Source organism: Mycobacterium intermedium (genome assembly GCF_002086275.1).
Classification (GTDB): Bacteria; Actinomycetota; Actinomycetes; order Mycobacteriales; family Mycobacteriaceae; genus Mycobacterium; species Mycobacterium intermedium.
In genome coordinates this window covers 1-21788 of record NZ_MVHT01000053.1, presented here as the reverse complement: position 1 = coordinate 21788, position 21788 = coordinate 1, and the positions used below count along the sequence as shown (strand labels likewise).

The 21788-nt window shown below is 65.1% G+C and carries 13 protein-coding genes and 1 pseudogene; 8 read left to right on the top strand and 6 right to left on the bottom strand.

The window, feature by feature from the left end; translation table 11 throughout:
• Positions 1-24 precede the first annotated feature (24 nt).
• Positions 25-1068 carry a glycosyltransferase gene (locus tag BST27_RS18365; RefSeq protein ID WP_139805226.1) on the bottom strand — a complete coding sequence of 348 codons (1044 nt, stop codon included), beginning with the start codon at positions 1066-1068 and terminating at the stop codon, positions 25-27.
• Between the two features lie 329 nt (positions 1069-1397).
• On the opposite strand from BST27_RS18365, the gene BST27_RS18360 reads away from it, so the two are divergent.
• The 4 genes from BST27_RS18360 (at position 1398) to BST27_RS18345 (ending at position 5546) form a co-directional block, all read left to right on the top strand.
• Positions 1398-2153 (top strand): GAP family protein, encoded by a 756-nt coding sequence (locus tag BST27_RS18360; RefSeq protein ID WP_069420881.1) that lies wholly within the window; start codon positions 1398-1400, stop codon positions 2151-2153.
• Position 2154: 1 nt separating this feature from the next.
• The gene (locus BST27_RS18355; protein WP_069420882.1) at positions 2155-3102 is read left to right on the top strand and encodes a glycosyltransferase family 2 protein; all 948 of its coding nucleotides are present in this window, start codon (positions 2155-2157) and stop codon (positions 3100-3102) included.
• 145 nt (positions 3103-3247) lie between these two features.
• A complete protein-coding gene (locus BST27_RS18350) occupies positions 3248-4498 on the top strand; it encodes a DegT/DnrJ/EryC1/StrS family aminotransferase (protein ID WP_276014370.1) in 1251 nt (416 codons plus the stop codon).
• A complete protein-coding gene (locus BST27_RS18345; RefSeq protein WP_069420883.1) occupies positions 4491-5546 on the top strand; it encodes a glycosyltransferase in 1056 nt (351 codons plus the stop codon). The genes BST27_RS18350 and BST27_RS18345 overlap by 8 nt, the downstream gene beginning before the upstream one ends.
• Here the strand turns inward: BST27_RS18345 and BST27_RS33810 are convergent.
• Positions 5492-6289 carry a class I SAM-dependent methyltransferase gene (locus BST27_RS33810; RefSeq protein ID WP_079219853.1) on the bottom strand — a complete coding sequence of 266 codons (798 nt, stop codon included), beginning with the start codon at positions 6287-6289 and terminating at the stop codon, positions 5492-5494. The genes BST27_RS18345 and BST27_RS33810 overlap by 55 nt on opposite strands.
• Positions 6290-6297: 8 nt before the next feature.
• Positions 6298-7905: an FAD/NAD(P)-binding protein gene (locus BST27_RS18335; protein WP_069420897.1), complete on the bottom strand. Its 1608-nt coding sequence runs from the start codon at positions 7903-7905 to the stop codon at positions 6298-6300.
• Between the two features lie 336 nt (positions 7906-8241).
• On the opposite strand from BST27_RS18335, the gene BST27_RS18330 reads away from it, so the two are divergent.
• Entirely contained in the window at positions 8242-9993 is a 1752-nt protein-coding gene (locus tag BST27_RS18330; RefSeq protein ID WP_069420884.1) for an AMP-binding protein, read from the top strand.
• 100 nt (positions 9994-10093) lie between these two features.
• Here BST27_RS18330 and BST27_RS18325 read toward each other — a convergent pair whose 3' ends face one another.
• Complete coding sequence (locus BST27_RS18325; RefSeq protein WP_069420885.1) at positions 10094-13534, bottom strand: MMPL/RND family transporter; 3441 nt, start codon at positions 13532-13534, stop codon at positions 10094-10096.
• Positions 13535-13810: 276 nt separating this feature from the next.
• On the opposite strand from BST27_RS18325, the pseudogene BST27_RS18320 reads away from it, so the two are divergent.
• From BST27_RS18320 to BST27_RS18310, 3 genes and pseudogenes are all read left to right on the top strand, one after another.
• Positions 13811-14630 (top strand): annotated as a pseudogene (locus tag BST27_RS18320) (phthiotriol/phenolphthiotriol dimycocerosates methyltransferase); the annotation flags it as partial.
• A 25-nt stretch (positions 14631-14655) separates the two neighbouring features.
• Positions 14656-15912 (top strand): glycosyltransferase, encoded by a 1257-nt coding sequence (locus BST27_RS18315; RefSeq protein ID WP_069420887.1) that lies wholly within the window; start codon positions 14656-14658, stop codon positions 15910-15912.
• 226 nt (positions 15913-16138) lie between these two features.
• Positions 16139-16924 (top strand): glycosyltransferase family protein, encoded by a 786-nt coding sequence (locus BST27_RS18310; RefSeq protein WP_069420888.1) that lies wholly within the window; start codon positions 16139-16141, stop codon positions 16922-16924.
• Positions 16925-16933: 9 nt separating this feature from the next.
• Here the strand turns inward: BST27_RS18310 and BST27_RS18305 are convergent, their stop codons facing one another.
• Together BST27_RS18305 and BST27_RS18300 are read right to left on the bottom strand one after the other, a co-directional pair.
• On the bottom strand, positions 16934-18196 hold the full coding sequence (locus BST27_RS18305; protein ID WP_069420889.1) for a glycosyltransferase: 1263 nt from the start codon (positions 18194-18196) through the stop codon (positions 16934-16936).
• A 13-nt stretch (positions 18197-18209) separates the two neighbouring features.
• Positions 18210-21788: SDR family NAD(P)-dependent oxidoreductase (locus tag BST27_RS18300; protein ID WP_139805224.1), on the bottom strand; the 3579-nt coding region annotated here is incomplete at its 5' end.

The following is a 21788-nucleotide window of genomic DNA, read 5'->3' as shown; positions in this document are numbered from 1 at the left end:
ATGTCGATGCCGTTGTCGGCGAGGTCAGATTCGAGCGGCTACCACACTGCCGGAACCGGCCACTGTACGGGACGGCCAGACATCCACGAGGCTCCTTCGGCTCGGGATTGCGGCCGCGAGCTTGCGCCACTGGGTCTTGAGCCGCTGCCCCGGGGTGGCCCAGCGGTACTGCATCGCCAGCATCGCGATCCGGGGATGCCGCGCGATGGTGTCTTGCAACACGGCGCGACCCTCGGGGCCGGCGATGGTCGAGATCTGATGCAGGACCCAGTCGGCCATGATGCCGATGAGTTCTTCACGCGCCGCGTCGTCGGGGAACAGGTCGAGCATGGCGTCGAATGTCGCCGCGTGTCCCGGTCCCTGGGTCAGCCAGAACTTCGCCGGATCTGCGACCTGGTTGTGCCACATGCCTTGCGCGTGGCGGCGATAGACGGCCATGGTCTCGGGCAGCATGGCGATGTCGCCGTGGGCCGCGTGCCGAACGTGCAGGTACCAGTCCAGCGGCATTACGTCGGCGGGAATGTCGTCGTAACGATCCAAGCGGCGGTACATCGCCGAATTGGTCTGGATGAAGTTCATCAATATCAGGGCATCCAGGCTCAAGTTGCCGCGCTTGCGGACTGGGGGAAACGTGGAGTCCTTGGCGTACCCGTCTTCCCAGATCACCCGCACCGGGTGAAAACACACCGCGGTTTCCGGGTGCTGGTCAAGGAAGGCGACCTGTTTGCTCAGCTTCAGCGGGTCGATCCAGTAGTCGTCTGACTCGCACAACGCGACGTACTCGCCGCGGGCAGCCGACAAAGCACCGGTCATGTTGCCGTTGAGGCCGAGGTTCTTGGGTCTGAAAATCGGGCGGAACAGGTGCGGGTACCGCTCGGTGTACTCCCGGATGATCGACGGCGTGCTGTCGGTTGAGGCGTCGTCGGCAACGATGATCTCGACGGGGAAGTCGGTCTGCTGGGCGACGAAGCTGTCGAACGCCTGACGCGCGTAGTCCTCCTGGTTGTGGGTGGTCGACACGATGCTCACCTTGGGGTTCACCGGAGGTGAGCTTGCTGAAGTTTCGATCACCGCAATGCGCTTTCCCGCGCGGCGAGTACCCGTGCGACGTGATTGTGAGGGACGGCCGCGGCCATATGGTCGGCGGACGTACGGCACACGCTGGCGAAGTATAGCGACGACGCATCGGTGCGGGGCTGGAAACGCAGACCCGCATTGTTGAGCCCGGCTAGCCGCCCGCTCGTGCCGTGACCGCCGTCACTCCGACGCGCTTGGTGGCTCGCTTTTTCAGCTCTTGCAAGCCGAAATGCCAAGTATCGCAGCAGGTCAGGTGCTTTTTATTGGCAATTTCTCAGTTCGGCCACGGGGCGCGACGCGAAATAGTAGCGTCCTTTGTGATGTGGACGATGGTGCTACTACTGGGCCTTGGGATGGCGATTGACCCGGCGCGGCTGGGTCTCGCCGTCGTGATGCTGTCACGCCGCCGCCCGATGATCAACCTTTTTGCGTTCTGGGTGGGCGGCATGCTGGCGGGCGTCGGCATTGGCGTATGCGCGCTGCTGGTCATGCGTGAGATCACCATGGCGGCAATTCAAGGCGCGGTATCCGCGGCCAATGAGTTCAGGGAAGCAACCGCGATCCTTTCCGGCGGACGGCTGCAGGTCGCGATGGGCGTGATCATGTTGCTGTTGGCGGCGCGCATGGTGATTCGTGCCCGCGCCACCGCAGGGATACCGGGAGCTGTCTCCGACGGGGGACTGTCCACCCTGACGATGGAGCGGCCGCCGACCGGGTTCTTCGCCCGGCTGGGTGCCCGCACCCAGAACATGTTGAACTGTGACGTGGTTTGGCCGGCTTTCGTTGTCGGCGTTGCCTCTTCGGCCCCACCGTTCGAGAGCTTGATCGCATTGACGGTCATCATGGCCTCGGGAGCCGAGCTGGCCACGCAATTCGGCGCGTTCGTCGTGTTCACACTCCTGGTGCTCGCGGTCATCGAGATTCCGCTGGTCGGTTACCTGGCGATGCCGCAGAAGACCGAGCAGATGATGCTGCGGTTGCAAGACTGGGTACGTACCAACCGTCAGCAGATATCCCTCGTTCTGCTGACCGTGGTCGGGTTCATCTTCTTGTACCAAGGCGTGACCAGTCTCTGAGTTGAACCCCGGCGAAATCCCGGAGTCCACGGCCAAGCCGCTTGTCTCCGTATGCATCCCGACCTACAACAACAGCGGCACCATCGCACGCTGCCTGGCCAGCGTGCTCGATCAGCAGGGCGTCGACTTCGAGATCGTGGTCGTTGACGACGATTCGTCGGACGACTGTGCGGCCATTGCCCAATCGATGCTGCGACCCGGAGACCGGTTGATACGCAATCAACCTCGGCTCGGACTCAACCAAAACCACAACAGATGCCTGGAACTCGCACGCGGCGACCTGATCCAGTTCGTACACGGCGACGACTGGCTGCTTCCCGGAGCCCTGCAGACACTCAGCCGGTGCTTCGACGACCCAGCCGTCGGATTGGCTTTCGCGCCCCGGAAAGTGGACACCGACGACCACGAGTGGCGACAGCGGTACGGCAACGTGCACACGCACTTCAGGAACCTTCGCGAGCGCAATCATGGGCCGTCGCTCGTCCGGCAGATGGTGTTGCGCGGCGCCAAGGACAACTGGATCGGCGAGCCGACCTGCGTGATGTTCCGGCGCCAGCTGGCACTGGATGCCGGTGGCTTTCGAACGGACATATTCCAGCTGGTCGATGTGGATTTCTGGATGCGCTTGATGCTCAGATCAACGGTCTGCTTCGTCCCCGAGGAGCTCTCGGTGCGCAGTCACACGACTGCCACCGAAACCACTCGGGTGATGGCGACCCGGCGTAACCTGCTCGACCAGCAACGCATTCTCACCTGGATGATCGTCGACCCGGCGTCGCCGGGGAGCGTACGCAGCGCCGCCGCACTGTGGTGGTTACCCGCGTGGCTGGCGATGATGATCGAGGTAGCCGTGCTGGGACCGCAGCGGCGGCAGCACCTGAAGGCACTGGCACCCGCACCCTTCCGGGAGTTCGCTCACGCCCGGCGGCAGCTGGGCCTGGCCGACTAGTCACCACCGATCCGAACCCGATTATCAAAAATCTGTTCGGCCTTTCAAGATGACAAATTAGGCAAGGCAACGCTAACCTCAGTCGTCCGCTATTCACGACCCTAGGGCGACGCGACGAGGCCCTGCAAGCCGAAGAAGACGAAACTTGACCTCTGCATACGTCGGGACTCTTCCGTTTCGCGGCTCCGTGCTGCAGCCGCTGGCCGGACCGCGGACGGCTAACGTGGTGTCCCCGGCGGTCACCGCGACGGGGTCCTCAACGGGCTCCGAGATCCCCTTCATCCGCCCGAGTTTCCCCGGCCCCGCCGAGCTGGCCGAGGATTTCGCCGAGATCTCCCGCGCCAACTGGTACACGAACTTCGGTCCCAAGGAGCGGCAGTTTGCCCGCGCCATGGGTGACTACCTTGGACCCGACCTGCATGTGGCCACACTGGCAAACGGCACCATGGCGCTGATCGCGGCACTGCACACCACGTTCGGTGCCGGCACCCGCGACCGCTACCTGCTGATGCCGTCGTTCACCTTCGTCGGCGTAGCCCAAGCCGCGCTTTGGACCGGGTACCGCCCCTGGTTCGTAGACATCGACCCCAACACCTGGCAGCCCAGCGCCGCCTGCGCTCGTGCTGTCTTGGAACGATCGCGCGACCAGATTGCGGGCATCGTGCTTGCCAACGTGTTCGGCGTCGGAAATCCCGACATCGGTGTCTGGGAGGATCTCGCCGCCGAATGGGAGCTGCCCATCGTCGTCGACTCCGCGGCGGCCTTCGGCTCGTCCTATGGGGCCGGCGAACGCGTCGGTGGACGAGGCGCCTGCGAGATCTTCTCCCTGCACGCAACCAAGCCGTTCGCGGTAGGTGAGGGCGGGGCACTGGTCTCGCGCGACCGGCGGCTGGTCGAGCGCGCATACAACTTTCAGAACTTCGGCTTCGGCAGGTCGGGGGAGTCCGCGCAGCTCGGGATGAACGGGAAGTTGCAGGAGATCAGCGCCGCGATCGGGCTGCGCCAGCTCGTCGGGCTCGATCAACGTCTGGCAAGCCGCCGCAAGGTCTTGGAGAGCTACCAGGCCGGTCTGTCCGGGCTGGGTGTGCGTTTCCAGGTCAACGCCGAGGCCTCGTCGCTGTGCTTCGCTAGCGTCTGCTGCACGTCCGCCGCCCACAAGGCCGCGGTGCTGGCCAGTCTGCGTCGACACGCGATCCAGGCCCGCGATTACTACAACCCGCCCCAACACCGCCACTCGTATTTCGTCAACAACGCCGAGTTGGTCGAGTCGACGGATCTGACTGTCACGGACGACATTTGCTCGCGGATCGTGTCGCTGCCAGTCCACGACCACATGGACGCGCGGGACATCGCCCGGGTCATCGCCGCTGTCAGGAAGGGAAGTGGGGTTGACTGACTCGGCGGCTGGTGCCCCACCGAAAGTCAGTGTCGTAGCCATCACCTACAACCAAGAGGCGTTCATCGGTGCGGCGCTCGACGGCTTTGTCGCCCAACAGACGGATTTCCCAGTCGAAGTCATCGTTGCAGACGATGCGTCCACCGACGCCACGCCGGACATCATTCGGGAGTACGCCGACCGCTACCCAAGCCTGATCCGGCCCATATTCCGGCCCACGAACATCGGCGTCCACGCGAACTTCACGGCTACCCTGTCCGCCGCGCGCGGCGAGTACATCGCGTTGTGCGAGGGTGACGACTACTGGACAGATCCGATGAAGCTCGCCAAACAAGTCGAGTTCATGGACCGGCATCCAGCGACCACGGTGTGCTTTCATCCGGTGCGAGTGATCTACGACGACGGGACGGACGACACGGAGTTCCCCCCGCTGAAATGGCGTGGCGACCTGAGCGTGGAAGCCCTACTCGCACGGAACTTCATCCAGACCAACTCGGTCGTCTATCGACGCCAGCCGCACTACGACGACATCCCTGCCAACATCATGCCGATCGACTGGTACCTGCATGTGCGGCACGCGATAGGCGGCGAGATCGCCATGCTGCCCGAGACGATGGCCGTGTACCGCCGCCACCCACAAGGCATTTGGTACTCCTCGGACTACGACCGCCCGAAGTTTTGGGTCACCCGAGGCTACGGATTCGCGGCGACGCTCAATGCGATGCTCGACTTGTTCCCCGGCGACCGCGCCCGCGAGGAGATCGTCGCCGAGATGTCCGACTGGGCACTTCGCGAGATCGCCAAGGTGCCCGGCCCAGAAGCTCGCGCGACCCTCCTTGCCGTCATCTCGGACTATCCGCGGTTGACGACGCTGTCGCTGCAACACCGGTGGAGGCACACGCCCTGGCGGCGGCTCAAGCGCAAAGCTTCCTCCGACATAGCCGATCTGCGGGCGCTTGCGCACGCATACTCAGCCCGCATCCTCCGGTCGCGTCAAGCGCCAGGTGGCAACGCCTCGGCCACGGTATCCGGCTTACGCGCGACGTAGAGAACCGAACCCGCCGCGATCGCGTGCCGGGCGAACGCCTCCTGGCCAAAGGTGCGCGAGTCGAGCGCGGACACCTCGAAACCGCTCGCGCGGATGCGGGAGCACAACGTGTAGCGGTCGTAGAGACGCACATGATCACCCTGGGCAAAGCGACGCCAGCGCTCGCTTTCATCGGTAACCGAGGGATCTTCGTCGAAGCTGCCCTCCGGCATCACCGGGGTCATGATGATGCCGCGCCCACCGGGGGCCAGTATCCGGTAGAGCTCCCCAAGGGCGCGGGTGTCATCGGAGACGTGTTCGAGGACGTGAGAACACAGGAAAAAATCGACGGAACCGTCGGCGTAGATTGGCATGTCGGTGATGTCGACGACGTCGTCCACGCCGTCCATCATCAGATCCGCTGAGCGGTAGTCGAGGTCAGTGCGGCCGCTTAGGTAACCTGCCAGAGGTGCCGCGGGCGCGAACTCGACAAACCGGACCGTCACAGCGCCGGGCGGCAGGAAACGGTCCAGGTAGAGCTTGTAGAGCCGGTCCCGGTCAGTGGAACCGCATATCTGACAGAGGTATCGGCGGTGGTTCAGCGTTTCGAAATCGTCTAGCGAGTAAGGAAATTCGTAGCCGGACAGCGTGCGTCCGAGGGCGCGGGTGACGCTTTTGAAGCGGACCCGGTTGCCGCAGACGTTGCATTGTCGTGGACCCGCGAAGCAGACGCGGCGCACGTGGTGATGGATGGTCGAGAGCATTTTCCCTGTCATTCGGTCAGGCAGAGGTTCAGGCGCGTCGGCGGCTCGCAGGGCTGCAGCGAAGCGACCAGGTGGGCGGCAAGCGATTTGGCCAGCGAGCGGATGCGCGGTGCACTCTCCACGTGCCAGAAGCGGATGTTGGCGTTGAAGTTGCCGCCCAACAACGGGCCGATCACATAGAAATTCGGGCTGGCTTCGAAGTCACCGTTGACCAAGAGTCCGCGGTTGGTGCGGTTAGGCCGACAAAGGCCGTTTTGCATCGCGCTGGCCAGAAACGGGGCGGTGCACGCGTCCAGTTCTTCGAAGCCGCCGCAATTCACCACCGCCGCAAACGAAACGGGATGCGTGCGTTCGGACCCCGCGATCCGGTAGGTGACCGTGGCGAACGGTTCGCCGGAGGCGCACGCATCCACGCGCAACACCTCGCCGGCCAGCATGGTCAGCTTGCCTGCTGCGACAAGATCATCCGATGCTTGCCGGCAATCGCGTCCGGCGCGGCGCACCAGCTTGGTGAAGTTCATGCCGTGTTCGCAGAAGAACTCTTCTTGCTCAACGAGATCCATCTTGCGTAGCGCCTGCCCCACCAGGATGCCGATCGCCGCGTGCAGGTCGGCCAGGTTCAGTGCCCGTTGCTCGGCGATTTCGAGGTCGGCGCGAATTGCCGCCATCAGCTCCGCCGCGCGCGGCGCCTCCACCGCGAGAAGCTCGTTGAGCCATGGGAATTCGAATACGGGTGGCTCCTCGCAAATCATGTAGGGCAGCGCACCGGAGCGGGAAATGACGGTGACGGAATGCAACCGGTCGCGGATGCCGCGGTCGTGGCGCATGAGGTAAAGGGCTTCCAGCGACGTGGCGTTGGAACCCACCACCAGCACATTGCGCTGGTCCGGCCGCTCCACGCGGTCGAGCGCCTCGCGCAGCCGTTCCAGGTTGCTGTCTTCGCACGGCTCGTAGAAGTCGTTGATGTAGGTGAATGGGTTCTGGCTGAGGGGGTTTGAACCGCGTCCGGCGAATGACTTCGACGGTGGACTGCCCGTCGCCACCACCACCTTGTCCGCTTCGATTTCCGTCGAATCGCCCTCGGCCGTGCGCAGTCCGATGAGGTGCCGACCGGCGGCGGAGCCGGCACTGACGGCTTCGCCCCGGATGGTCACCACGTCGGCCAGGTTTCGTTTGCGGAGAGCGGCAATGGCGGCCTCTACCTGCTCGGCGATGAAGAGGCCGAAGAGGTGCCGCGGCAGGTAGAGCTCACCCCATCGGTTGGCGGCCACCGCTTCGCCGTTGTCGCGGATCCAACGCGTCGCGGCGTCGCCGCCCCGCTCCCGAAACGTTGCCAACCAGCGCGGCTTGTTCCGCTCCAGCCAGGCGATATAGGCCGACCGTTCGGGCTCGTTGACGAACTCGTCGAGCTTCTGGATGGCCAGCGATCGGGGGCTGGTGCGCGGGCCGTAGGGGATACCGCACCAGAATTGCTCGTCGCGTTCGACCACGGCGATGCGCAGCTTGGCCGGCGTCGCCGAGCCGTCTAGCAGGGCCTGAGCGAGCTCCAACAACGTCAGGGAACAGGCAATGCCGCTGCCAATGAATGCGATGTCGAAGGCGCCGGCGGCGGTCATGGTGAAACCGTCCTGGGCAGCGTGCACTCCTAACCTTCGATCGCGTTGCTCGCACCGTTTGACCCGGGAGCTAAGTTAGCGAAGGCTAACATAATTTTCCTGCGGCGGCCCGGGATCGATACTCCCGCGCGAACGCCACTGCCACCGGCCCCGCGACCGGCAGCGGAATTGCTGATTCATGCGTGCAGAGCGTTTGCTCGCGGTACCGTATTCGTGGCCGCCGGTTTGGCACCAGCGACGGGTTCTCTAGGGCGGTCGTGAAGTGTGCGACAGGGCCCTTGATGCCCTAGCGGCTTCGAGTCGTGCGAAAGAAGAAACACCAACGAAGGTAGTCTGATGTCCGTGGTTGAGTCCTCACTTCCTACTGTGCTGCGTGAGCGCGCGAGTTTCCAGCCGAACGACACCGCCCTGACTTTCACCGATTACGAGCAGTCATGGGACGGTGTCTCCGAAAGCCTCACGTGGTCGCAGCTGTATCGGCGAGTGCTCAACCTCGCCGCGCAACTCAAAGAGGTGGGTGCGACCGGTGACCGGGCACTGATCCTCGCGCCGCAGAACCTCAACTACGTCATCAGCTTCCTTGCCTCACTGCACGCTGGAATCATCGCCGTCCCGCTGTCCGTCCCACAGGGCGGCGCGCACGACGAGCGCACGGCCGCGGTGATGGCCGACACCAGACCGACGATCATCCTCACGGGGTCGTCCGTCGTCGACAACGTGACCCCATACGTGCAGACGGAGGCCGGCCAGAAGCCGCCGGCAATCATCGAGGTTGACCGGCTCGACCTGGACGCGCGGACCAAGGGCGGCTCGCGCGCGCCGATTCCGGGCAACCCGGACGTCCTTTACTTGCAATACACCTCGGGTTCCACCCGCACGCCCGCCGGCGTGATGGTCTCCAACAAAAACCTTTTCGCCAATTTCGAACAGATCATGTCCGGCTACTACCGCCAGTACGGCAAGGTGGCCCCGCCGGGGTCGACCGTGGTGTCCTGGTTGCCCTTCTATCACGACATGGGCTTCATCCTGGGGCTCATCATGCCGATTCTGGCCGGCATGCCCGCCAAGCTGAGCAGCCCCACCGGCTTCCTGGCGCGGCCGGCCCACTGGATTCAGGAATTGGCCAACAACGACCTGGCATTCACGGCCGCACCGAATTTCGCGTTCGACATCGCGGCGCGCAGGGTGAAAGACGAGGACCTGGCCGGGTTGGACCTCGGCCGTATTCACGGCATCCTCAACGGCAGCGAGCGCGTGCAACCCGCCACTCTGCGGCGCTTCATCGATCGATTTGCCCCATTCAACCTCAAGCCGGAGGCGGTACGCCCCTCCTACGGGATGGCCGAGGCAGTGGTGTTCGTGGCAACTCGCGAGGCCGGTGACCCGCCGAAAGTCGTCAGCTTCGATGCCAACAAGCTGCCGGACGGGCAAGCAGTGGTGTCCGAGGAGGAAGGCGCGACCCCACTGGTCAGCTACGGAGTGGTGGACACCCAGCTGGTGCGTATCGTCGACCCCGACACCCGGCTCGAGTGCCCGGTGGGCGGTGTCGGTGAGATCTGGGTGCACGGCGAAAACGTCGCCTCGGGCTATTGGGAAAAGCCCGAGGTATCCGAAAGCAACTTCCGCGCAAAGATTGTCAACCCCTCCGAAGGAACGCCGGAGGGTCCGTGGTTGCGGACCGGGGACTCGGGCTTCATCTCCGACGGTGAGCTCTTCATCCTGGGTCGCATCAAGGATCTTCTGATTGTCTACGGGCGCAACCACTCTCCCGACGACATCGAGGCGACGATTCAGACCATCAGCCCCGGCCGTTGCGCCGCGATCGCGGTTCCACACGACGGTGTGGAGAAACTGGTCGCGATCATTGAGATGAAGAAGAAGAACGAAACCGACGAAGAGGCCGCCGAACGGTTGGGTGCCGTGAAACGTGAAGTCACGTCGGCGATTTCGAAGTCGCACGGCCTGGCTGTCGCGGATCTCGTTCTGGTGTCCCAAGGTTCGATTCCGATCACCACCAGCGGCAAGATCAGGCGCGCGCAGTGCGTCGAGCTGTACCGTCAGGACGAGTTCGTCCGACTCGACGCGTAGCGCGTCAGCTCCACTCAAGTTACCGGCGAGAGTCCGCAAAATGCCGGGTTTCCCGGCTTGAACACGTACAAACGGGCGCGCTCGCGGCGCGCTCCACTCCCTAGTTGGCGCTGTCCGCCGGCTCTTTGACGTTCAGTACCTCGAAGTGCGGCAGCTTGGTGAGGCCGAACAGCGGCAGCGGGTGGCTGAACAGATGGTCGACCGGTTCCTGGCCGATCTCGGCCTTCCCGCCTTGGCCGTTGACGACCTTGCCGTTCTTGCCATTCTTGCCGTTGGACTTGGCCTTCCGCGCGCACGCCGAAACGTCGTAGGCCGGGAGGTCGGACAGCCCGAACAGCGGCAGTGAGTGCCCGGGAAGCTGGTCGATCACGTACCTGCCGTTGCCGTTGGTCGTGGCCGGTTTGCCGTTCGTGACCGGCTTGGGCGGCTCGGCGGGCTTGGTCGGCTTGGTCGGCGAGAAGATGCGCCTGCGGGGCGCGCGGCTGCCGAGGTCTTTCACCCATTCCGCCCATTCCCGAGGATTCTTCGGCCAGTTGCGCTCGGGCGCCGGCTTGGACGGATCGCGCCCAAGCGCCGACGGCCACCAGTTATGGCGGCCGATCATCGCGGTCAACGCCGGCACCGTGATCGTGCGCACCAGGAAGGTGTCCAGCACGATCCCGATGCCGATGGTGAAACCGGCCTGGGCCATCGTGTTGATGCTGGCGGCCACCAACCCGAACATCGACGCGGCGAAGATCAAGCCGGCCGACGTGATCACGCCACCCGTCGAACCCACCGTGCGAATGACGCCGATGCGCACACCGTGCGGCGATTCGTCGCGGATACGCGAGATGAGCAGCATGTTGTAGTCGGCGCCCACCGCAACCAACAAAATGAACGACAACCCGGGCAGACTCCAGTGCATCTCCTGGCCCAAAATCAGCTGGAACACGATCACACCGATGCCCAGGGCCGACAAATAGGAGACGAGCACCGAGCCGATCAGGTAGATCGGCGCAACGATCGCGCGCAGCAGGATGCACAGAATCAGGAACACGATGATGATCGTCGCGATGACGATCAACTTCATGTCGCTGTTGTAGTAGTCGCGGGTGTCCCGAAGCCCAGTCGGAATTCCGGCCAGGCCGATCTTGGCGTTGGCAAGCTCGGTGTTGGGGCGGGTGGATTCTGCGACGCGGACGATCTCGTTGATCTGGTCCATCGCCTGGGTCGTGAACGGATTGAGCGCGCTCTGGACGAAGTACCGCGCGGAGTGCCCGTCGGGCGACAGGAAGATCTGCGCGCCCTTCTTGAACTCGTCGCGCGTCATGATCTGCGGCGGAATGTTGAAGCCCGCCATCGTGGGCTTCTCCGCGTCGTGCTTCATACCCAGCAGGAAGTCGGAAGCCTCGTTGAGCCCGGAGCCCATTTTCTTCGTCTGATCGACCAGCTGCTGCACGCCTTCGGCAAGTGCGGCGCTGCCCTCCGCCAGAGCGTTGGCGCCCTGCTGCATTTGGGCCAACTTGGCGGGGAGGCCTTTGACGTCTCTCAGGGTGGTGACAACTTGCCGTAGCTGGTCGTCGAGTTTGCCCACGGTCTGGGCGAGCGTCTGGTATTCCTGCGTTTGCTGCAGGGTGACCGCCATCCTGGCCATCGCCCGGAGCAGTCCGTCGTTGTTCGCGTCAACGATCGCCGCCAGCTGGCTGCGTGAGCGTTGGCAGGCGGGATCGGCGTTGCAGGTCGGGCTGGTGTTGAGTGCCGCCACCATCGGAGCGCCCCAGACGGCGGTCTGCTCGGCATCGGTGACGGTCCCGGCCAGATTGTTACCGAGCTGCCGCATACGTCCCACAAATTGCGACGCATTCTCGAGCTGCCGGATCGTCTTGTCTCCACCGATCAGCTCCACCATCGCCTGCAGCGTGCTCACCAGGCCGGCCGCGCTCGCCACCGCTCCATTGACTTCGTTGCGGACCATAGCCAGGGCGTCGGCCAGCTGATGGGCGCCCCCGGCCAACCGGTCCAAGTCCCCGCCATGCTCGGTGATGGCGTTGGACGCCTCGTCGAGTTTGCTGCCGACCTCGCCGGCCTGGAAGGACACCTTGGTCTCTTTGAGGGGCTCGCCGTTGGGCCGGGTGAGTCCGCGCACCATCACGATGTTGGGCATGTCGGCGATCCGGCGGGACATCATCTCGAGGTCGGCAAGGGCGCTCGGTGTCCGCAGGTCACGGTCGCTCTGAACGAAGAGCATCATCGGCGTCATCGAGTTCTGCGGGAAGTGCCGATCCAGCGCGTTGTATCCCTGGACGCTTTCGACGTCTTGCGGGATGGTCTTGAGGTCGTCGTAGTTGAACTTGATCAGGCTTGCGCTGCTGGCCAGGACTACAAGCACCACCAGGCTGGCGATCAGGTGGCTCTTGGGCTTGCGCACGATACGAATGCCCGACTTGCGCCACATACGGCTGGTGAGGTCGCGTCGAGGCTTGATCCAGCCGCGTCGGCCGGTGAGCACGAGAATCGCGGGCAACAGCGTGACCGCACCCAGCAACGACACCATGATGGAGACCGAAATTGCGGGGCCGACCGCGGAGAAGACTTCAAGCTTGGTGAACACCATCGCAAGGAAGGTGACGGCGACGGTGGCGGCCGACGCGGCGATCACCTTCCCGATGGACATCAACGCCCTCTTGACCGCGACGTCGGATGTCTCGCCATGGCGTACGTAGTCGTGATATCGGCTGATCAGGAAGACGGCGTAGTCCGTTCCGGCGCCGATCATGACCGCACTCATGAAGACGATGGCCTGCATGTTGATGGCAAGGCCCACTTCGGCCAGCCCGGACAACAGGCCTTGCGCACCCACGATCGAGAAACCGATGGTGACCAGCGGCACCAGCATGGTGACGATGTTCCGATAGACGATGATCAAGATCAGGAACACGCTGATGATGGTGCCGACCTCGATGACGTGAACGTCTTCCTCGCCCAGGGCTTGCAGGTCGGCGACGGTGGCCAAGGGGCCGCTGAGGTGGGCGGTCAGGTCGCTTCCCTCGACCGTCTGTTTGACGATCACGCCGATGTGCCGGTAGGCGGCTTGCGCCTCGGGGGACGCCGCGTCGCCGGTAACGGTGATCGGGAGGTTCCAGGCCTTCTTGTCCTTGCTTTCCAACAGCGTCCGCATCTCCGGTGTGCCGAAGAAGTCCTGGACCACCATCTTGTCCTCGGTGTCGGCGCGCAGGTTCTCGACGAGTTTGCGGTAGACGTCCTCGTCGGCCTGGGTCAGGCCGTTCTCGTTGGTCAGCACGACCATCAGGAGGGAGTTGGCGGCCCCACCCGTTTCGTGGAAAGCCTTGGCCATCTCGGCCTGCAGGACCATCACGGGGGCGTCGGGCGGCAGGGCCTCCTGCTGACGCTTCGCCGCTTGCACCTGCAGCGGTGGCAGCAGCAGCGCTAGCGCCGCCGCTATGGCGATCCAGCTGGCGATGACCAGCCATGGCCATTTGACGACGAACGTGCCGACGCGGTCGAAGATGCCTCCGACCTTCGCTTCTTCCCCGGACACTCAACAAACCTACAAGTCAAGGGATATTTCGGGTGGGGAATTCAGAATTCCCTTATTAACCGTGATCCCGCTGTTATCTGACGGCGCGTATAGTACCCGCCTTTGGAAAATCGCAGGTCAACGCCTTATCTGACAGTTAATTGCAAATATTTGCAAGAGCCGATAGCGGGGCGTTGCGGCCCTTAGGAGGTAGCTCGCCCGGGCCAAACTAGTACACCCGTGCTGATCTGACGTCCGTCACGTTGGGTATGGAAGAGTCCGGTTTCGCCGTGGGGGACCCCGGAGTCGTGCGAGACTCTTCCCCGTGGCTCTTAGATTGGGATACCGCCTGCAGTCGAACCCGCTGGTCGCGAAGCTGACGACCAAGTACTTCCTGCCCCTCGGCACCCGCCAAGTCGGCGATGACGTGGTGTTTTTCAACTTCGGTTACGAGGAAGACCCGCCGCTCGGCTTGCCCTTGGACCCGTCCGACGAGGCGAACCGCTACTGCATCCAGCTCTACCACCAGACCGCGAGCCAGGTAGATCTCACCGGCAAGAAGGTGCTCGAGGTCAGCTGCGGCGCCGGCGGGGGAGCGTCCTACATCGTCCGCAACCTCGGACCGGCGTCCTACACCGGACTCGACCTGAACCCGGCCAGCATCGAGCTGTGCAAGGAGAAGCACAATTTGCCGGGCTTGGATTTCGTGCAGGGCGACGCGCAGAACCTGCCCTTCCCCGACGAGACTTTCGATGCCGTCGTCAACGTCGAAGCCTCGCACCAGTACCCCGACTTCCCGGGCTTCCTCAAGGAAGTGGCACGCGTACTCCGCCCGGGCGGGCACTTCCTCTACACCGACTCGCGTCGCAATCCCGTTGTCGCCGAATGGGAATCCGCGCTTGCCGCCGCTCCGCTGCGCAAGATCTCGGAGCGCGACATCGGTCAGGAGGCTAAGCGCGGGCTGGATGCGAACACCCGCAAATCGCAGGAGCAGATCGGTCGCAATGCGCCGGCGTTCGTGGCCGGATTGACCCGCTACGCCGTGAACTTCTTGGACTGGGACCTGCGCCGCGGCGGTGGGTTCACCTACCGGATCTACCTCTTCACCAAGGACTGATCCGCCCGCGCGCCATGAACCACATATGAAATTCGTCGTAGCGAGCTACGGGACTCGCGGCGATATCGAGCCCTGCGCGGCGGTCGGCCTTGAGCTGCAGCGACGCGGTCACGACGTGTGCCTGGCCGTCCCGCCCAACCTGATCGGCTTCGTCGAGTCGGCCGGGATACGCGCCGTCCGCTACGGAAACCGCGACTCGCAGAAGCAGTTGGACGAACAGTTCCTGCACAACGCGTGGAAGTTGCAGAACCCGCTCAAGCTGCTGCGGGAAGCCATGGCTCCGGTCACCGAGGGATGGGCCGAACTGAGCGCGATGCTGACGCCGGTAGCCGCGGGCGCCGATCTGCTGTTGACCGGACAGATCTACCAGGAAGTGGTCGCCAACGTCGCGGAGCACCACGATATTCCGCTGGCCGCGCTGCATTTCTATCCGATGCGGGCCAACGGAGAGATAGCGTTCCCGGCGCGCCTGCCGGGTCCGATGGTTCGCTCCACCATCACGACGCTGGATTGGCTGTACTGGCGCATGACGAAGGGCGTCGAGGACGAGCAGCGTCGGGTATTGGGTCTGCCCAAGGCATCGAGTCCGGCTCCGAAGCGGATGGCGGATCGCGGCGCGCTGGAAATCCAGGCCTACGACGAGCTCTGCTTTCCGGGGCTGGCGGCCGAGTGGGCACCGAAATTCGGCGATCGCCGACCGTTTGTCGGTGCGTTGACGATGGGGTTGCCCACCGACGCCGACGACGAGGTCGCGTCCTGGATTGCGGCGGGCACGCCGCCGATCTACTTCGGCTTCGGCAGCATGCCGGTCGGGTCGCTCGCCGACCGGGTGGACATGATCGGCGCGGCCTGCAAGCAACTCGGCGAGCGCGCCCTGATTTGCTCTGGGCCCAGCGATTCCACCGAAATCCCGCAGCTCGAGCATGTGAAGGTGGTGCGGGCGGTCAACCACGCGGCGATCTTCCCGCAATGCCGCGCGGTCGTGCACCATGGCGGCGCGGGCACCACCGCCGCCGGTCTGCGTGCCGGTGTCCCCACCTTGGTGCTGTGGGTCACCTCCGATCAGCCGATCTGGGCGGCGCAGGTGAAAGAGCTCAAGGTCGGCCGGGGGAGACGCTTCTCGAGTACCAACCGGGACACGTTGGTCACCGACCTCAAGGCGATCCTGGCGCCGGAATGCGTCACAAGAGCCCGCGAGACCGGCGCACGCATGACGAAGCCGGCGGCCAGTGCGGCCGCCACCGCCGACTTGCTGGAAGAGGCGGTGCGCCGCAGAGGTTAGCTATTCGGCGGGCAATTGGCCACATGCGTCACTTTGGCCTCGCCAGGGCGGCGGCAGGTTGTACCCGGCTCGTAGCGACAAGCGTTGTCGCTGCAAGCCGGGCAGAGATCATGCCTCCCGGCCGAGAGGCTGCTGTGACGGATGTGACTGGGGCGCTGCATCTCTCAGCAAACGACCTGTGACCTGCGCCGCTGTTGGTGAATGCCCCTCGGGACGGCAAACCCCCGTGTACGCTTCGGTTGTGTCACTTCTGATTACGGTGCCGGTATTCGGTCAGCACGAGTACACGCACGCACTCGTGGCCGACCTCGAGCGTGAAGGCGCCGATTACCTGATCGTCGACAACCGCGGTGACTACCCCAAAATCGGCAACGAGCGCGTCAGTACACCCGGCGAAAACACCGGCTGGGCCGGCGGCAGCGAACTCGGTTTCCGAATTGCGTTCGCGGAGGGTTACTCCCACGCGATGACGCTCAACAACGACACCCGGATCTCGAAAGGCTTCGTCGACGCCCTGCTCGACCCGCGCCTGCCGGACGACGCCGGCATCGTCGGGCCGATGTTCGATCTTGGCTTCCCGTATGCGGTGGACGACGACAAGCCGGAGGCCGAAAACTACGTTCCGCGACCGTTCTATCGCAAGGCGCCCGCCATCGAGGGAACGGCACTGGTCATGTCAAAGGAATGTTGGGACGCCGTCGGCGGCATGGACCTGGCCACCTTCGGACGGTACGGGTGGGGCCTCGACCTCGATCTTGCGTTGCGCGCCCGCGAAGCCGGATTTGGTTTGTACACAACCGAAATGGCCTACATCAACCACTTCGGGCGGAAGACCGCCAACACCCACTTCGGCGGCCGGTCCTACCACTGGGGCGCGAGTGCGGCCATGATCAGAGGGCTGCGCCGCACCCACGGCTGGCCGGCGGCCCTGGGCATCCTGCGCGAGATGGGCGCCGCCCACCACCGCAAGTGGTACAAGACATTTCCACTCAATCAGACGGCCAACCGCTGAACGAACCCGTTACGCGCTGACGCGCACTGTTTCTTCCAGCACGTCGGCGGCCGCGGCAACGGCGTCGGCCGGCTGAACCATCTGCTGAGAAATCTCTCGGGCGCGGGCGGCGTATTCCGGCGCCAGGATGGCACGCAACTCCTTGCGCAATGACTTGCGGCTGATGTTCGTGAAGCGTTTGGCGGAGCCGACTTTCAGCCTCTGTACCGCCCCCGCCCAAATCGGCTGATCGGCCACGTCCCACAGGATCAGCGTCGGCATCCCGGCGCGCAAACCGGCCGCGGTGGTCCCGGCCCCGCCGTGGTGCACCACCGCACGGCACTTCGGCAGGATGGTCGCATAGTCAATCAGCCCAACGAGTTTCACGTGATCGGCGCGCGGAACGCCGGGGTACCCGGGTGAATAGATCAGCGCTCGTTCACCCAGTTCGGCAGAAACCTGTGAGATCATCTCGACCGTCTCGGCCGGAGATTGCACCGGTGTGCTGCCGAAACCGAAGTAGATGGGCGGCGTTCCGGCGGCAATCCACGACTCGAGTTCCGCGTTGGGTTCGGTGTGCAATTGCATCGACAGCGCACCGACGAAAGGCCTGGTGACGGCAGAAGCCCCCTGCGCCGCCCACTCCGCGGCGAGCCCGGGGAACAAGGCCTGGTCGTAGCCTTGGATCTCGGGAACCCCGCGCTCCAACATCCGCTGTGCGGCCGGCGCGGTCGCCACCGGCAGGCCCAGCGCACGGCGCTGCTCTCGATCGACGTCCTTGCTGACGTATGCGTACAACCGCCAGGACACCTTCATCGACGTGCGCATCAGTGGTTCCGGCGTCGGTATCGACGGAATGGCGACCTGGCCGTTAACCCGTACCGGGAAGTGATGCAGTGCGGCCAACGGAATGTCGTGGTACTCGGCAACATTGGCCACCAGCCCGTGGTACGTCTGGCCCGTCATCAGCAGATCGGCGTCGGCGGCCAGCGCGGTGAGCGTCTCACCCATCTCCGCCCAGCCTTCGACAAAAAGCTCTCTGGCGGCGCGTGCCAGGTTGAGCGGATTCTGCGCTCGGGTGAGGTTTCGCATGAAAGCCGCGACCGCGTTGATCTGTTCCCCGGAGTCAGGGCCGTACGCGACCGCGGTGAGTCCCGCGGACTCGACGAACCCGATCAGGTTGGGCGGCACAGCCATCCGCACGTCATGGCCGCGTCGCTGCAGTTCCATACCAACCGCAGCGCACGGCTCGACATCGCCACGGGTGCCGTGGACTGCCAGGACAAATTTCATGGGCACGTTGACGTCAGGCGGGCGCCGGCGCGTCCCCCTTGGGCGCCAACTTTTCGAACATCAAGTCCGCCAACCCCCGAACGGTCGTGTTGATATCGGTGGCGGTGATGCGGATACCGGTCTCGGCCTCGACGCGGGCGCGCAGTTCCTGGCTGCTGAGCGAGTCCAGACCGTACTCGGCCAGCATGCGGTCCGCGTCGATGGTGCGCCGCAGAATCAGGCCGACCTGCTGAGACAGCAGTCGCCGCAATCGGGCGGGCCACTCCTCCTTCGGCAGCTCGCTGAGTTCGGCGAGGAACTTGCTTGCGCCCGAACGGGTTTGCCCCAGCGACGCAAACTTCTCCGCGAAGGCGCTGCGCTGAGCGAAAGCCAGCAGCCAGGGCGAGCCGATGACGGGGGCGTAGCCGGTGTAGGCGCGGTTGTGGCGCAGCAGCGCCTCGAACGCGTACGCACCTTCCTCTGGGCTGATCGCGTCGCCGGAGTTCTCGGCGAACTCCGAGCCCCGGCCGATCTCGGCCCAGGCGCCCCAGGCGATGGAGGTCGCCGGCAGGCCCTGCGCCCGCCGCCAGTGCGTGAACGCGTCCAGCCAGCTGTTGGCCGCCGCGTACGCGCCCTGCCCCGGCGACCCCACCAGTGCGGCCGCCGAGGAGAACAGGCAGAACCAGTCCAGCTCGAGTTCCTTGGTCGCCTCGTGCAGATGCCAGGCCCCGTGCACCTTGCCCGACCAGTCCCGCTCGATGAGCTCGTCGGTGATATTGGGCAATGTGGCGTCCTCGACCACCGCGGCGGCATGCAGCACACCCCGCAACGGCAACCCCGTGGCGGTGGCCGTGGCGACCAGCCCCTCCGCGGTGTCGGCTTGGGCGATGTCACCGCATTGCACCACCACGTCGGAGCCGATGGAGCGAACGAGTTCTATTGTCTCCAAGGCCTTTTGGGTCGGCGCCGAGCGGGAGGTGAGCACGATGCGGCCCGCGCCCGCGGACGCCATCTTCTCGGCCAGGAACAAGCCCAGACCGCCCAGACCACCGGTGATGATGTACGCGCCGTCGCCGCGGAAGACCGGCGCCTGTTCGGGCGGCAGCACCACACTGCTGCGCCCGACCCGCGGCACGTCCAGGATCAGCTTGCCGGTGTGCTCGGCCGCACCCATCACCCGGATCGCGGTGGCCGCCTCGGCCAGGGGGTAGTGCGTGTTCTGCGGCTTGGGCAGTTCACCTTCGGCGGTCAGCCGGTACACCGTGCTCAACAGCTTGCTGACTTCGGCGGGGTGGCTCGTTGCCATCAACCCCAGGTCCAAGCCGTAGAAGGCCAGGTTCTGCCGGAAGGGGAAGAGTTCCAGTCGCGTGTTGGAGTAGATGTCGCGCTTCCCGATCTCGATGAAGCGCCCACCCAGGGCCAGCAGCTTGACGCCGGCCAGTTGAGCAGCGCCGGTCAGCGAGTTGAGCACGATGTCCACGCCGTAGCCGTCGGTGTCGCGGCGGATCTGCTCGGCGAACTCCACACTGCGCGAGTCGTAGACGTGCTCGATGCCCATGCTCCGCAACAAGTCTCGACGCTTCTCGCTGCCCGCGGTGGCGTAGATCTCGGCCCCCGCGGCACGTGCGATCGCGATCGCCGCCTGCCCCACCCCACCGGTGGCGGAGTGGATCAGCACCTTGTCCCCGGACCTGATCCGGGCCAGGTCCTGCAGCCCGTACCAAGCGGTCGCCGTCGCGGTGGTCACCGCCGCGGCCTCGGCGTCGGTCAGGCCGTCCGGCAACTTGGTGGCCAGCCGCGCGTCACAGATGACGAACGTGGACCAGCAGCCGTTGGGGGACAGGCCGCCCACGTGATCACCGACCTGGAGGTGGGTCACGTCGGGTCCGACCGCCGTCACCACACCGGCGAAGTCGGTGCCCAGCTGTGGTTGTTGGCCGTCGACGGTCTGGTACCGACCGAAGGCGACCAGAACGTCGGCGAAGTTGATGCTCGACGCGTTGACCGCCACCTCGATCTCGCCGGGGCCGGGTGGCACTCGGTCGAACGCAGTGAGCTCGAGCGTTTCCAGGTCACCGGGGGTGCGGATGTGCAGATGCACGCCGCCCTCGGCGTGATCCACGATGGTGGTCCGGCGCTCCTCGGGGCGCAGCGGGGCGGGGCTCAGCCGAGCGGTGTACCACTCGTCGTTGCGCCAGGCGGTCTCGTCGTCGTCGGCAGCCAGCAGAAGCTGACGCGACAGGGGATCCACGCCGGTGTGCTCGTCGACGTCGACGTAGCTGACCTTCAGGTGCGGGTTCTCCGAGCTGATCACCCGCAGCAGACCGCGCAGGCCGCCTTGCTCGAGGTTGACCTCGTCGTGCGACAACACGCGTTGCGCATTCCGGGTCACCACGTACAGCCGCGGCGTGTGGCCCAGGATCTCCGGGAGCTCGCGGGCGATGCGCACCAGGTGCTCGACGTACTCGCGGCCGCGGGCCGCCGCCTCTTCGTCGGTGCCGCTCTTCGGTGCGGTGAGCACCACGACGCCGGCGAACGCGCTGGCCTCCAGCTGGGCGCGCAGCCGTTCGGCGTTGGCCGCGTGGTCGGCGTGGAACGGCCAGGACAGCGTGGTGCTTTGCGCGTCGTGCACCTTCAGCGCATCGGTCAGCTCCGCGGCCAGCATGTCGGTCGCTTCGTTGGTGCTGACCAGCAGCCACGTCCCGGGCTCGGTGATGGGCTTCTCGGGGAGTTCGTGCTGGTGCCACTCGATGGTCAGCAACCGCTCGCCCAGGACGCGGTCGCGCTCGCTGCTTCGGGACGCCCCGGCGCCCAGCTGTAGCCCCTGCGCGACCAGCAACACGTTGCCGTGTTCGTCCAGAACTTCCAGGTCAGCTTCGACGCCTCCCGCGGCGCATGCGGTGACGGTCGCGTAGCAGTACTTCGCGGTACGAACCGAACCGTACGCGCGCAGCCGGCGAACGCCCAACGGCAGCAGCAACCCACCGTTGACGGCGCTGCCGACGCTCGGGTGCGCGGCCACTGCTTGGAAACACGCATCCAGCAGCGCCGGATGCACCAGCGCGTAGGAACTCAATTGCGGGCGCAGCGGTCCCGGCAGCGAGACCTCGGCCAGGACGGTGTTACCCGCGCTCTCGGCGATGTGCGCGGCGGTGAGACCTTCGAAGGCCGGGCCGAGGCGTTGACCGCGCTTGCTCAGCCAGGTACGAATCTCGGCGGTGTTCACCTGATGCGGGTGGTTGGCCAGCAGATCGGCCACGTCCTTTGCGGGTGGTCGCTCGTCTTGGCTGGGGCGCAGGACCGCGGATGCCTGGCGGTCGTATCTCCCGTCCCGGTTCGTCTCCACCACCAAGCTGACGGCGTCGGGCGCCTCGAACGTCGCGGTGATGCCGACGGGGGTTTCCTTGTCGAGCAGCAAGGGGTGGTCGAAGCGGATGTCGTAGACTTCGGCGGCGGTGCCGAGCACGGAGCGGGCCGCGTTGAGCGCCATCTCGCAGTAGGCGGCACCGGGAAGCGCTGCGGCGCCGTGGATTTGATGATCGGCCAACCACGGCAGCGCGTCGGTACCCACCTCGCCCTGCCACACGTGCCGCTCCGGCTCCTCGGCCAGCCG